Consider the following 13,595-nt stretch of genomic DNA (forward strand, 5'->3'; position numbering starts at 1 on the left):
TGCAGGAGGCGCGGATTCAGCCGAAGAGGCGCGTCGCGATCGAGCCGATCAGGTCGTCCGTCGGCACGTTGGTCTGGTCGACGGTGACGACGACGTCGTCGCGCAGCCAGTAGGTCTGCGCGCGGTCCACCGGGTAGAGGGGGTCGGGCGTCACGAGTTGGCAGCTGCGCCCCTCGTGGACCGAGGTGCAGGTGTAGCCCTGCGAGGCGAGACCGTCGAGGGCCGCGGCGCCGGCGGCGGGCTCGAGGTGACCCATCGCGACCGAGATGCCCGAGACGTCGGCCCGCGGGTCGCGCCAGAGGCAGGACAGCTCGGTCGCCGCCCCGACGACGTCACGAGCGCCGGCCCCCGCGGGCGGGGTGGTCGGCGTGACCACGCCCGAGCTGGTGCCCGAGCCGCCGAACTCGACCGGGTTGAGCGGGATGTCGCCGAAGGTCGAGGCGTAGGTGGCCTGGTCGACGATGTCGGTGCAGTCGACCGGGAGGGCGACCGGGCCGGCGGTCTCGGTGGGCGCGGGCGTGGGGGCGGGCGTGGCGGTGGCCGAGGACGGCGTCGCGGAGTTCGTCTCGGACGGGCTCGGCGTCGCGTCGTCGGCCCCGCCCGTGCAGCCCGCGGTCAACACCAGGATCAGGCAGGCCGTGGCCCCCGTGCCGATGGCGGTGCGCATCGTGGTCGTGCTCCTCATGATCGTGCCCTCCTGGCCTCCGGTCGTCCTCCGGTGGTCGCTCTCGACGCTACAGACCGGTCCGGCCCGAGCACTCGTCCCAGAGGATGAGGTCGGGCCGGCCAGGATCACGATCGCGTCACGAGGCGTCAGTCGTCGAGGTGCGCCAGGGCGTAGTCGGCCTCCTCGGCGGTGAACTGTTCGCCGTACTCGCTGACGAGCTGGTTGCGCAGCACGTCGCCCGTCATGCCGTCCGCCGCGTAGGCCTTGGCCTTGCGGACGGCGTTGGCCTGCCAGTCGGCGTCGACCGTGTCGACCGCGTACTGCGCCGCGGTTTCGGAGGCGCCGCCGGCCACGAGCTTCGCGTAGGTCTCGAGCTTGCTGCTGCCGAGGCCGTTCGCGATGGTCTCGGCGTCCGCCAGGGCGTCCGAGTGGTCGGCCGGCACGTCGGCGGCCGCCGACGTCGGCGTGGCCGACGCGGTGGGCGCGGGCGTCGACGAGGTGCGGACGGGGGCGGGCTCGGAGGTGGCGGTCACGGCCGGGTCGTCCTGCTGCACGCTGTCGATCGCCGCGCCGAGGCCGACGGCGACGACGATGGACACGATGGTGGCGACGGCTCCCAGGCCGAGGCCGATCCACGCCATGACCTTCGACTGGTGCCGCAGCAGCGCGATGATGCCGAGCACCACGGCGGCGAGTCCGACGATCGTGCCCACCACGGGCACGAGGCCGAGCAGGAACGCGACGATGCCCACGACGAGGGCGGCGATCGCGAGCCCGATCGGGCGGCCCGGTCGGGTCGGCGGGGTGGACGTCCCCGTCGCGGGGTAGGAGGTGGTCGGCTGGTCGGCGGAGGGGCGTCGCTCGTCGGAGCCGCCCCCCAGCGGGCTCTCGGTCGTCATGCTCCCAGCCTGCCAGGTGGCGGACAGACGGGTTCACCCCCGAACGGGGCGCGTCGGCGGGCCGGGGGACGCCAGGCGCGTCGTCCGGGGCGGGGACGAGACGCGTCGCCCGGACCGGGTGCGAGACTGGTCGGCAACGACACGGCCGTCACCGACGACGGCGCACGGCGGGCCGCACGACGCCCGCCCCACCAGAGAGGGTGGCCGATGGGCACGCAGCACGAGCAGGCGTCCGAGCACGCACACGACGCCGGGGCGACGACCGACGAGAGCGGCCGAGGGGACGCGACCCGCGCCTCCTCGTCCGGGGTCACGGACGGTCGAGACGGGCCGGCCGCCCCGACCGCCGACCTCGTCGTGCACACCGTGCGGGTGCACCGCAGCGACCAGCCGTTGGCCCGCGAGGACGAGCTCGCGTGGCGCCTGGCCGCGCTCGCGACCGACGACGCGCCCGTCGACGACGACGTGACCGAGATGGTCATCAACCGCCTGATCGACAACGCCGCCGTCTCGGCCGCGTCGCTGCTGCGCGCGCCGGTCGCCGTCGCGCGCGACCAGGCGCTCGCGCATCCGCCGACCACCGGAGGCGCGGGCTCGCAGGTCACGGGCGTCGCGCCCGAGCACCCCGTCTCGCCCGAGTGGGCCGCCTGGTCGAACGGGGTCGCCGTGCGCGAACTCGACTTCCACGACACGTTCCTCGCGGCGGAGTACTCGCACCCCGGCGACAACATCCCGGCGATGGTCGCCGTCGCACAGCACCGCGGACTCGACGGTGCGGCCCTGCTGCGCGGCATCGTGACCGGCTACGAGGTGCAGGTCGACCTCGTCCGGGCGATCAGCCTGCACGCCCACAAGATCGACCACGTCGCCCACCTCGGCCCGTCGGTCGCGGCAGGCCTGGGCACGATGCTCGGGCTCTCGACCGAGGTGGTGCACCAGGCGATCGGCCAGGCGCTGCACACGACGACGGCCACGCGGCAGTCGCGGAAGGGCGCGATCTCGTCGTGGAAGGCCTACGCCCCGGCCTACGCGGGCAAGGCCGCGGTCGAGGCCGTCGACCGCGCGATGCGCGGCCAGGGCAGTCCCGCCCCGATCTACGAGGGTGAGGACGGCGTGATCGCCCGGCTGCTCGACGGACCCGGGGCGTCGTACGACGTGCCCCTGCCGGCGCCGGGTGCGTCCAAGCGGGGCATCCTCGACACCTACACGAAGGAGCACTCGGCCGAGTACCAGGCCCAGGCCTGGATCGACCTCGCCCGGCGGCTCGGCCGCGCGCACCCCGCCCTCCGCGACCCGGCGCAGGTGCGCCGCATCGTGCTGCACACCAGCCACCACACGCACGTCGTGATCGGCTCGGGGGCGGGCGACCCGCAGAAGTACGACCCCACGGCCAGCCGCGAGACGCTCGACCACTCCATCCCCTACATCGTCGCCGTCGCCCTGCAGGACGGCGAATGGCACCACGAGCGCAGCTACGCCCCGGCCCGGGCGCAGCGTCCCGACACCGTCGAGCTGTGGCAGCGCATCACCACGGCGGAGGACCCCGCCTGGACGGCCCGCTACCACTCGACCGACCCCGCCGAGAAGGCGTTCGGCGGCCGCATCGAGGTCGAGTTCGTCGACGGCACGACCCTCGTGGACGAGATCGCCGTCGCCGACGCCCACCCCCTGGGGGCGCGACCCTTCGGACGCGAGGACTACGTGCGCAAGTTCCGGACGTTGGCCGAGGGCGTGCTGCCCGACGCCGAGGTCGAGCGGTTCGTCGACCTGGCCACGCGCCTCCCCTCGTTGACGGCGGTCGAGGTGCGGCAGCTGGGCATCGTCGCTCCCGACGCCCTCGCGGGTGCCGCCGCCCAGCCGGGCGGGCTCTTCTGATGCTGTACTCGACGGTGTCGCCTGCCGACAAGCGCGCGGCGTTCCGGGCCGGGCTGGCCGACGAGCGCACCCTGGTCTTCCCCGGCGCGTTCACGCCGCTCACCGCTCGCCTGATCGAGCAGAAGGGCTTCGACGGCGTCTACGTGTCGGGCGCCGTGATGGCCAACGAGCTCGGGCTGCCCGACATCGGCCTCACCACGCTCACCGAGGTCGCCACGCGGGCCGGGCAGATCGCGTCGATGACCGACCTGCCCGTGCTCGTCGACGCCGACACCGGGTTCGGCGAGCCGATGAACGTCGCCCGCACCGTCCAGGTGCTCGAGGCCGCCGGTGTGGCCGGGCTGCACATCGAGGACCAGGTCAACCCCAAGCGCTGCGGCCATCTCGACGGCAAGCAGGTCGTGGACGCGGCGACGGCGGCCGGTCGCATCCGGGCCGCGGTCGACGCGCGCCGCGACCCGTCGCTCGTGATCATGGCGCGCACGGACGTCCGGGCGCTCGACGGGCTCGAGGCCGCGGTCGACCGGGCCCGGGCCCTGGTCGACGCGGGGGCCGACGCGATCTTCGCCGAGGCGATGGCCGACCTCGGCGAGTTCGAGGCGATCTGTTCGGCGCTCGACGTGCCCGTGCTCGCCAACATGACCGAGTTCGGCAAGAGCGCCCTCTTCACGCACCAGCAACTGCACGACGTGGGCGTGAGCATGGTGATCCACCCGGTGTCGCTGATGCGTGCCGCGATGGGTGCGGCGTCCCGGGCGCTCGACGCGCTCGTGGCCGACGGGTCGCTCGACTCGCAGGTGCCGACGATGCAGACCCGTGCCGAGCTCTACGAGCTGATCGACTACCCCGGCTACGCCCGCTTCGACGCCGGCGTCTACGACTTCACGCTGGAGGGCTGAGGTCGGGCGCCGGTGCCGGACGCCGCCGAGTGGACAGCGCGCCGCGTCATGCGGCGGCGCGCTGTCCACTCGGCGGTTCTCGGTGCGCATAGGTCGTCTCGTCGACATGACGCGGTGGGCGGGCGGTCGTCCACAGCGAAGTTCTGGAGGCGCGGCCGGGTCCGATCGACGGGCGAGCATCGAGGGATGGACGACGACCTCCCCGATCTGATCTTCTCCGCCACGCCGGGTGCGCAGTCCCGCGAGGCGCGCGCCCTGCGACGCGACGCCGCCGCGGGACGTCTCGTGCGCGTCCAACGGGGCGTCTACGTGGCGACGGAGGACTGGGGCCGACTGAGGCCCTGGCGTCGCCACGTCGTCCGGGTGCGGGCCGCCGTGTCCGCGCTCCCCGCCGACTGCGTCGTGTCCCACGGCTCGGCCGTCGCCGTGCACGGGCTGCCGAGCGTCCAGGGCGACCCGCGCCGGGTGCACGTGATCGACCGACGTCGGGCCTCGACCCAGTGCACGCCGGTCCTCGTCAAGCACGGGGCCGGTCTCGAGGACGACGAGATCGAGTCGGTGGGCGACCTGCTGGTCACGAGTGAGCTGCGCACCGCCTTCGACGTCGCGAGGTCATCCGGGTTCGACGACGGCGTCCTCTGTCTCGACGGCGTGATGCGTCGTCGGCTCTTGGTCACGAGTCGGCTTCCGAGGGCCGCCGAGATGCGCACCCGAGTCGACGATCTGCGTGACGAGTTCCGGCTCCGGTTCGGGGCGATGGCCGACGGCGTGGTCGGACGGCGGGGTGAGCTGGCACTCGGGCGAGCGATCTCGTTCGCCACGCCCCTGTCCGAGAACGGCGGGGAGTCGCTCGTGCGAGTCGCGTTGCATCGGCTCGGTGCGCCTCAGCCGATCCTGCAAGAGGAGTTCTTCGACGCCCGGGGATTCGTCGGACGATGCGACTTCTTCTTCGAAGAGTTCGGGTTCGTGCTCGAGTTCGACGGTTTCGGCAAGTACTCGGACCCTCGCTTGCTCGCGGGCTCGTCCCCGGCCGAGGTCGTACGCCGTGAGAAGAAGCGCGAGGCTCGATTGTTGGGCACGGGGCGGGTCCGACGCATCGAGAGATGTGACATCGACGACGCGCTCGATCCGCGACGGCTGGCGGCGATCGTGCGCCGTGGCGGGGTGCCGCTGCGGTCGGGCCGCACCTCGGCGTCGTGGTCGTGAGGGTGCGCTATTCGCACAGCGTCGTCGGCGCCGCGGCAGCGAACCGCCGAGTGGACAAGGCGCCGTGTCGCGCGGCGGCGTCGTGTCCACTCGGCGGTGCGGAGCGGTGTTGAGCGGTGCAGAGCGGTGCAAAGCACGGCAAAGCGGTGCGGTGGGGTTGGTTGGGGCGGACTAGGCGAGGTCGGCGAACAGGGCGCTGACGAACTCGGTGCGCTCGACCATGCCGTGCACGCTGATCCACTCGTGTCGGGCGTGCGCTCCGCCGCCGACGCCGCCGACCCCGTCGAGCACCGCCAGGCCCAGCGCGGCGGCGAAGTTGCCGTCGCTGGCGCCGCCGACCGACACCTCGCGCAACTCGAAGCCGAGCGAGGTGGCGACCCGGGCGGCGCGTTCGTACAGCGCGCCGGTCGCGACCGAGCGCTCCATCGGCGGGCGGTTCCAGCCGCCGGTGACCTTCAGCGTCGCGGCGGGATCGTGCGCCGCGAGTCCGGCGAAGACCCGCTCGATGCGCTCGGCCTCGGTCGACGAGGTGACGCGGACGTCGACCATCGCGCGGGCGTAGCCGGCCTTGACGTTGGTGCGGGTGCCGCCCTGCAGCACTCCCACGTTCAGCGAGGTGCCCGCCTCGACGTCGGCGGCGGCGTGCAGGGCCAGGACGACGCGGGCGATCTCGTCGACGGCGCTCGCCCCGGAGCGCGGATGCAGGCCGGCGTGCACCTCGACCCCGAAGGCCTCGACCTCGAAGATGCCGACGCCCTTGCGGGCGGTCTTCACGGCACCGTCGGCGGCCGACTCGAAGACGAACACCGCGCCTCCTCGTCCGACCTCGCGCTCGATCGCCTCACGCGAGGCGATGCTGCCGACCTCCTCGTCGCCGTTGAGCAGCAGGCGCACGTTCGGACGTGGCAGCCCCAGGCGGTCGCCGATCGCGAGGGCGTTGCCGAGCTGGATCAGCCCGGACTTCATGTCGAAGACGCCCGGGCCGGTCATGCGGTCGCCCTCGACCGTGACGGGCCACCCGGCCAGCGTCCCCTCGGACCAGACCGTGTCGTAGTGGCACAGGGCCGACACCCACTCGGTCGAGCCCGACGGCGACGGGTAGTCGAGGGTCACCGTGTCGCCGTAGCCCTCGACGACGTGCACCCGGCGCTCGGCCGGCGGGCCGACGGTCTCGCCGAGCCAGGTCTCGATCCAGCGGAGCCCCGCCTCGAGCAGGTCGACGTCGTCGGACGGCGTCTCGAGGCTCGCGTAGGTCGTCAGGTCGGCCACCATCGCGTCGAGGCGGGCCTCGACCTCGCGACGGAGGGCGGTGACCTGGTCGGGCTGCAGGGCGTCGTGGCTCACGGTCTCGCTCTCGTCGGGCCCGCCACGGTGTGCGGGCATCTGACCATCTCACTCCCGTGGGCGGGGCGGCGACCGGTGGGGAGGCGCGGCGCGGGACCCGAGGAGGCGCGGCGCCGGACCGAGGAGGCGCGGCGCGGGACCCGAGGAGGCGCGGTCGGCTCTGTCGGAGGCCCCCGATACAGTCGGGGGCACCGACTCCGGCACCCGTTGCCGCACCGACCGCGACATCCACGAGAGGGGCCCCGTGCGCATCCTGCACACCAGCGACTGGCACCTGGGGCGCACGCTGCACGGGGTCGACCTGCACGAGCCTCAGCAGGCCTTCGTCGACCACCTGGTGGGGCTCGTGGTCGAACGGTCGATCGACGTCGTGGTGGTCGCGGGCGACGTGTACGACCGGGCCGTCCCCGCGGTGCCCAGCGTGCGCCTCCTCGGCCGGGCCCTCGCGGGCCTGACCGAGCACGCCACCGTGATCGTCACGCCGGGCAACCACGACTCGGCGGTGCGTCTGGGGTTCGCGGCCGAGCTGATGCGCCCGGGCCTGCACCTGCGGGCGTCGGTCGACCTGCTCGACGAGCCCGTCGTCGTCGACGACCCGGAGGGGCCGGTCGCCTTCTACGGGCTGCCCTACCTCGACCCCGACAGCGTCCGCAGGTCCCTGGCACCGGCGGGAGCCGACGAGCCGTTGCCCCGGTCGCACGCGGCCGTCGTGGGTGCGGCGATGCAGCGGGTGCGCGACGACCTCGCCGGGCGACCCGGCACCCGGTCGGTCGTGGTGGCGCACGCGTTCGTCGTGGCGGGGCCCGCAGCCGACCGCGAGCCCGACGGCGCCCCGACGCCCGAGCGCAGCGAGAGCGAGCGCGACATCCGGGTGGGCGGCGTCGACTCCGTGCCGTCGGCCGCGTTCGAGGGCGTCGACTACGTCGCCCTCGGCCACCTGCACGGTGCCCAGCGCGTCGGCCCGTCCGGTCGCCTGCGCTACTCGGGTTCGCCCCTGGCCTTCTCGTTCGGCGAGCGGAACCAGGTCAAGTCGTCCACGATCCTCGAGCTGGCCGCCGACGGCTCGGTCTCGGTCGAGCTCGTCCCGGCTCCCGTCCCGCGACGACTGGCCGAGGTGACCGACTCCCTCGACGCCCTGCTCGACGGGCGCCACGACGACCTGCGCGACGCCTGGCTCCGGGTCTTCGTCACCGATCCGGTGCACCCCGAACGGCTCTACACGCGGGTGGCCGAGCACTTCCCGCACGCCCTCGCGATCCACCACACGCCCGTCGGAGCGGTCGAGGCCTCGGCGCTGGCCGCCGTGACGGCCGAGTCCGACCCGATCGAGGTGGCGGCCGAGTTCGTCGCCTTCGCCTCGGGCGGGGCGGCGAGCGAGACCGAGCTCGCCATGGTGCGCGGCGCCTACGAGGCCGCACTCGCGAGCGAGGTCGGCGAATGAACCTCCACCGGCTGACCCTGAGGGCCATCGGGCCCTACGCGGGCGAGCACAGCATCGACTTCGCCGCGCTCGGCGCCTCGGGCACCTTCCTGCTCGAGGGCCCGACGGGTTCGGGCAAGTCGACCATCATCGACGCGATCGTCTTCGCCCTCTACGGCGGGCTCGCCGGTTCGGCCTCGACGCCCGACCGCCTGCGCAGCCACCACGCCGCCCCCGACGTCGAGCCCTTCGTCGAGCTCGTCTTCGAGAACGGCGCGGGCGTGCACCGCATCCGACGCACGCCCGCGTACCGCCGCCCGAAGGCACGCGGCACGGGCACGACGCCGGCGAACGCGACCGCCAAGCTGTGGCGCCTCTCGTCGCCCGACGCCGTCGACGGCGAGATCGTCTCGATCAGCACGCAAGAGGCCGGCGCCGAGGTCTCGCGCATCCTCGGGCTCACGCGCCAGCAGTTCGTGCAGACCGTCGTCCTGCCCCAGGGCGAGTTCGCCGCCTTCCTCCGCTCGACCGGCGAGAAGCGCAAAGAGGTCCTGCAGTCGCTCTTCGGCACCGAGATCTACGAGCGCACCACGGCCGAGCTCGTCGACCGGCGGAAGGTCGCGAACGCCGCCGTGGCCGCCGCCGACCGCGACATCGAGCTGGCGCGAGCCAGACTGCTCGAGGCGAGCGGCCTCGAGGCCGAGGCCCTCGACGAGGGGCTGGCCGCCGACGGCGGGGTCGCCCTGCTCGGTGACCTCGAGGCCCAGGCCGTCGCCGCGTCGGCTCAGCGGTCACGGGTGGTCGAGGCCCGAGACGCGGCACGACGGTCCCTCGATCGCGTGCGGGCGCTGGGGGCGGCACTCGACCGACGAGCCGACCTGACCGTCCGGCGGACGCGCCTCGACGAGGGCGACGGCGAGATCGCCACGGTCCGCTCGCGCGTCGCCGCGGCGACCCGGGCCGCGACCGTGACCGACGCCCTCGCCGCGGTCACGCGGGCGACCGAGGCCGAGCGTGATGCGGCGTCACGCCTGGCCGGGGCCGCCGGGGCCGCCGGGGCCGCCGGGGCCGCCGGGGTCGTCGCCGACGGCGAGACGACCGTGGCGCACGGCGAGGTCCCGCTCCGAGCCGACGTCGCCGCCCGTCGCGACGCCCGACTGTCGGAACTCGCCCTCCTGACCGAGGCGGCCCGGACCGAGAAGGCCCTGCCCGGTCGTCGCACCGCTCTCGAGGCGGCCGAGCAATCCCTGGTGGTCGCCGACGAGCGGCGCCGTGAGCTCGACGCGCACCTCGTCGCGGCCCCCGCCGTGCGGGCGTCGCTCGTCGTCGAGCGCGACGCCCTGGCCGACGCCTCGACCGACCTCGTCGCCGCCGAGCAGGCGACGGCCGAGGCACGGCTCCGCCTGCGTGATCTCGACGACCTCGACGCCCTCGGCCGGGCCGTCGACGCGGCGTCCGCACGACGGGCCGACGACTCGGCGGCGGCGCTGCGGGCCCTCGACGACGAGGCGGGCCTCCGCCGTCGGCAGATCGAGGGCATGGCGGGTCACCTGGCCGCGGCTCTGGTCGTCGGCGACCCATGCCCCGTGTGCGGCTCGCGAGAGCATCCGGCCCCGGCGGCTCCCGGCACCGAGCACCCCACCGACGACCAGGTCGAGGCCGCGTCGCGGTCGTCACGAGCGGCCGAGGCCCGTCAGCGCGAGTCCGCCGCACGGCACGCGACCGCCGAGGGGCGGGCCGCCGAGGCCCGCCGCGCCCTGGGCGACCTGACCCGCGACGACGTCGAGTCCGACCTGGCCCGGCTCGCCCTGCGCGTGTCCGAGGCCACCCGGGCCCGTACCGCCCTCGCGGCGGCCGAGGCGGCGCTCGTGGCCCACGACCGCGAGGTCGACGAGCTGCGGGCCGAGCGGGACGACCTCCGCGAGCGAGCCGCCACCGGCCGGGAGCGCGTGGCCGCCGACCGGCGGGCCCTGCTCGACGACGAGGCCGAGATCGCGCGACTGCTCGACGGTCGGGCCCCGACCATCGCCGAGCTCACCGCAGCGGTCGGTGACGGGGTCGAACGCGACACGCGCCTCCTGACCCTCCTCGACGCCGCCGACGTGGCGTCCGACGCGGCGGCCGTCCGACGTGCCGAGCTCGCGGCCGCCCTCGAGCGCAGCGGGTTCGACGACGTCGACCAAGTCGCCGACGCCGCCCTCGAGGCGGGCGACCTCGCCGCGCTCGAGGCGCGGGTCTCGGCGCACGAACGCGAACGGGCGATCGTCGCGGCCGGGCTGGTCGAGCCCGAGGCCGCGGTGCTGACCGGCGACGAGGTGGCGGACGTCCCGTCGGCCGTCGAGGCCCTCGACCTGGTCGAGGCCGAGCTCGACGAGGCCACCGACCGCGCGACGCGCACCGGCGACCGGGCCGAGCGGGCGCGCCAGGCCCTGGCCGCCCTCGAGGCCGTGACGGCCGCGGCCGACGCCGCCGTCGAGCACGCCCGGGCGGTGGTGCGCATGGCGAACCTCGCCAGCGCCTCGACCGGCGAGAACGTGAAGGGCGTGACGCTCGGCACCTACGTGCTGCTGCGACGGTTCGACGAGGTCGTGGCGGCGGCGAACGTCCGGCTGTCGGTCATGTCGAGCGGGCGGTACGAGCTCGCCTCGTCCGACGAGCGCGAGGTCGGGTCGCGCTCGCGCAAGACGGGGCTCTCGCTCGTCATCCGGGACGCGACCACCGACACCACCCGCGACCCCGGCAGCTTCTCGGGCGGTGAGACCTTCTACGCCTCGCTCAGCCTCGCGCTCGGCCTCGCCGACGTCGTGCAGGCCGAGGCCGGCGGGCTCGAGCTCGGCACCCTGTTCGTCGACGAGGGGTTCGGCTCGCTCGACCCCGAGACCCTCGACGCCGTCATGAGCGAACTCGGCCGGCTCAGTGCCTCGGGGCGGGTGATCGGCATCGTCAGCCACGTCGACGAGCTCAAGCAGCGCATCGCCGACCGGGTCGAGGTGCGACGCCGCCCCGACGGGTCGTCGGTGCTTCGCTCGACGACCGGCTGAGCAGGCAGGGCAGCGCGGGTCGGCTGAGCGGGACGGGTCGGCTGAGCAGGGCAGCGGGGCAGGGCAGTGCGGCGGGCCGGCAGGGCATCGGGGCGGGGCAGCGCGGCGGGCCGGCCGGCCGGGGCGTCGGGGCGTGCCAGCCGAGCGGGCGACCCCCGTCCGAGGGTGTTCACCCGCGCGCACGGCCTCGTTCACGTGGCGGCCACCCGGCAGGAGTCTGCTGGTCCCCGCTCCGCGGCGACTCCGTCGCGTGGCGACCGGATCACGATCACGATCACAGGAGCAGAACCGTGTCGAAGAACACCCCGAACCGCCGGCGTGCGGCCCTGACGACGGGGGTCGTCGCGACGGCCGCCGCCGCCGCCCTCGCCCTCAGCCCCGTCGCCGCCTTCGCGGCCACCCCCGCGAACGTCGCCCAGAACGGTGGTGCCGCCCGCAGCATCGACGACAGCACGCAGCTGCTGCTCGACTCGGTGGAGGCCGGCCCCGCCAAGAACGTCATCCTGCTGATCGGCGACGGCATGGGCGACAGCGAGATCACGTCGGCGCGCAACTACGCCTACGGCGCCGGCGGAACGCTGCCCGGCATCGACGCCCTGCCCCTGACCGGCCAGTACACGACGTACTCGGTCTACCGGGACGGCGCGAACAAGGGCAAGCCCGACTACGTGCCGGACTCCGCCGCGACCGGCTCCGCCTGGGCCACCGGCACGAAGACCTACGACAACGCCATCTCGGTCGACGTCGACGGCGTCCCGCAGGACACCCTGCTCGAGATCGCCAAGGCCAACGGCAAGAAGACCGGCAACGTCTCGACCGCCGAGCTGCAGGACGCCACCCCGGCCGTGCAGGCCGCGCACGTCGCCGCCCGCAGCTGCTACGGCCCCGACAGCGTCACCCAGTGCGGCGCCGACGCGCTCGACCAGGGCGGCCTCGGCTCGATCAGCGAGCAGATCATCGGCACCCGTGCCGACCTGACCCTCGGCGGAGGCGCGACCTCGTTCGGCCAGTCCGCCCGTGCCGGTCAGTGGCAGGGCGACACCCTGTTCGCCCAGGCGCAGGACCGTGGCTACCAGGTCGTGCGCGACGCGGCCGGCCTCGACGCCCTGACGACCGCCGACCAGGCGCAGCCCGTGCTCGGCACCTTCACCGACGGCAACTTCCCGACCCGGTACGCCGCCACCACGGCGACCGTCGGCGGGGCCGACCTGGCCCCGCAGACCTGCCTGCCGAACCCGGCCCGCCTGTCCACCGGCCTCTCGCTGCAGTCGCTGACCGAGAAGTCGATCGACCTGCTCGACACCGGTGACCAGGGCTTCTTCCTGCAGGTCGAGGGTGCCTCGATCGACAAGCGCGACCACAGCGCCGACGCCTGCGGTCAGATCGGTGAGGTGCTCGACCTCGACGAGGCCGTCCAGTCCGCCCTCGCCTTCGCGAAGGCCGACGGCAACACGATGGTCATCGTCACGGCGGACCACGCGCACACCAGCCAGATCGTCGACTCGACGCCGCCCGCCACGCTCAGCACCGCGCTGACGACGGTCGACGGCACCACGATGAAGATCGCCTACGGCACCGCCGCGGCGGGCGGGTCGCAGCAGCACACCGGCACGCAGTTGCGCGTCGCGGGTTACGGCCCCGGTGCCGCGAACGTCGTCGGCCTGATCGACCAGACCGACAACTTCTTCACCATCGTCAACGCCCTGCAGCTCGACCGCGACCTCGACGGCCTCAGCACCGACGCGACGATCTCGGCTCCGACCGAGGTCGCCCCCGGCGCCGAGTTCCCGGTCAGCACCGCCGGCCTCGCCGGCGACCGCCAGGTCACGGGCACGCTCGACGTCGACGGCACGGTGACCGACCTCGGCATCGCCGACGTGATCGACGGCGTCGCGACCTACACCGTCACCGCCCCGACCGAGCCCGGCAGCTACACGATCACGCTGACCGGCACGCAGAGCGGCACGACGCTGGCGACGACCGTCGCCGTCGTCGAAGGCGCCGTCACCCCGGCTCCGACGACCCCTCCCGCGGCGGTCCCCGCTGACGGCTCGAGCGCAGGAGGCGCGGGGACGGCCGGCAACGGGGGCGGGCCCCTCGCGTTCACCGGCTCCGACGCCCTGCCCGCCCTGCTGCTCGCGCTGATGCTGGCCGGCACCGGTGCGGCCCTCGTGCTGCGTCGTCGCCACCGCGCGGCGTCCGTGCAGGACGGCGTGCAGCTCTAGGCGTTNTCGGACCCTCGGG

At 74.4% G+C, this 13,595-nt stretch carries 9 protein-coding genes; 6 read left to right on the forward strand and 3 right to left on the reverse strand.

The window, feature by feature from the left end; all coding sequences use genetic code 11:
- Nucleotides 1-16: 16 nt before the first annotated feature.
- Nucleotides 17-685: a hypothetical protein gene (locus IFT79_RS10355; protein ID WP_192124061.1), complete on the reverse strand. Its 669-nt coding sequence runs from the start codon at nt 683-685 to the stop codon at nt 17-19.
- Between the two features lie 128 nt (nt 686-813).
- Nucleotides 814-1,566, reverse strand: coding sequence for an Ltp family lipoprotein (locus IFT79_RS10360; RefSeq protein WP_192124063.1), 753 nt, complete (start codon nt 1,564-1,566; stop codon nt 814-816).
- Between the two features lie 207 nt (nt 1,567-1,773).
- Between IFT79_RS10360 and IFT79_RS10365 the strand changes: the two genes are divergently transcribed.
- From IFT79_RS10365 to IFT79_RS10375, 3 genes are all read left to right on the forward strand, one after another.
- Entirely contained in the window at nt 1,774-3,441 is a 1,668-nt protein-coding gene (locus IFT79_RS10365) for an MmgE/PrpD family protein (RefSeq protein WP_192124065.1), read from the forward strand.
- Complete coding sequence (prpB, locus tag IFT79_RS10370; protein ID WP_192124067.1) at nt 3,441-4,340, forward strand: methylisocitrate lyase; 900 nt, start codon at nt 3,441-3,443, stop codon at nt 4,338-4,340. Before IFT79_RS10365 ends, prpB begins: the two co-directional genes overlap by 1 nt.
- A gap of 186 nt (nt 4,341-4,526) precedes the next feature.
- Complete coding sequence (locus tag IFT79_RS10375) at nt 4,527-5,546, forward strand: hypothetical protein (protein ID WP_192124070.1); 1,020 nt, start codon at nt 4,527-4,529, stop codon at nt 5,544-5,546.
- Between the two features lie 171 nt (nt 5,547-5,717).
- Here the strand turns inward: IFT79_RS10375 and IFT79_RS10380 are convergent, their stop codons facing one another.
- Nucleotides 5,718-6,929 (reverse strand): M20/M25/M40 family metallo-hydrolase, encoded by a 1,212-nt coding sequence (locus IFT79_RS10380; protein ID WP_082460627.1) that lies wholly within the window; start codon nt 6,927-6,929, stop codon nt 5,718-5,720.
- A gap of 205 nt (nt 6,930-7,134) precedes the next feature.
- Between IFT79_RS10380 and IFT79_RS10385 the strand changes: the two genes are divergently transcribed.
- The 3 genes from IFT79_RS10385 (at nt 7,135) to phoA (ending at nt 13,576) form a co-directional block, all read left to right on the forward strand.
- Nucleotides 7,135-8,331, forward strand: coding sequence for an exonuclease SbcCD subunit D C-terminal domain-containing protein (locus IFT79_RS10385; RefSeq protein ID WP_192124072.1), 1,197 nt, complete (start codon nt 7,135-7,137; stop codon nt 8,329-8,331).
- On the forward strand, nt 8,328-11,351 hold the full coding sequence (locus IFT79_RS10390) for an AAA family ATPase (protein ID WP_192124074.1): 3,024 nt from the start codon (nt 8,328-8,330) through the stop codon (nt 11,349-11,351). The genes IFT79_RS10385 and IFT79_RS10390 overlap by 4 nt, the downstream gene beginning before the upstream one ends.
- Nucleotides 11,352-11,641: 290 nt before the next feature.
- Nucleotides 11,642-13,576, forward strand: a complete 1,935-nt coding sequence (gene phoA / locus IFT79_RS10395; protein ID WP_342211823.1) for an alkaline phosphatase — start codon at nt 11,642-11,644, stop codon at nt 13,574-13,576.
- Nucleotides 13,577-13,595: the final 19 nt, after the last annotated feature.

Source organism: Frigoribacterium sp. CFBP 8759 (assembly GCF_014841655.1).
Lineage (GTDB): Bacteria > Actinomycetota > Actinomycetes > Actinomycetales > Microbacteriaceae > Frigoribacterium.

Excerpts from the sequence above, each read along its gene's own strand:
- IFT79_RS10355 (WP_192124061.1), bottom strand. The coding sequence starts at position 685 with ATGAGGAGCACGACCACGATGCGCACCGCCATCGGCACGGGGGCCACG.
- IFT79_RS10360 (WP_192124063.1), bottom strand. The coding sequence starts at position 1,566 with ATGACGACCGAGAGCCCGCTGGGGGGCGGCTCCGACGAGCGACGCCCC.
- IFT79_RS10365 (WP_192124065.1), top strand. The coding sequence starts at position 1,774 with ATGGGCACGCAGCACGAGCAGGCGTCCGAGCACGCACACGACGCCGGG.
- prpB (WP_192124067.1), top strand. The coding sequence starts at position 3,441 with ATGCTGTACTCGACGGTGTCGCCTGCCGACAAGCGCGCGGCGTTCCGG.
- IFT79_RS10375 (WP_192124070.1), top strand. The coding sequence starts at position 4,527 with ATGGACGACGACCTCCCCGATCTGATCTTCTCCGCCACGCCGGGTGCG.
- IFT79_RS10380 (WP_082460627.1), bottom strand. The coding sequence starts at position 6,929 with ATGCCCGCACACCGTGGCGGGCCCGACGAGAGCGAGACCGTGAGCCAC.
- IFT79_RS10390 (WP_192124074.1), top strand. The coding sequence starts at position 8,328 with ATGAACCTCCACCGGCTGACCCTGAGGGCCATCGGGCCCTACGCGGGC.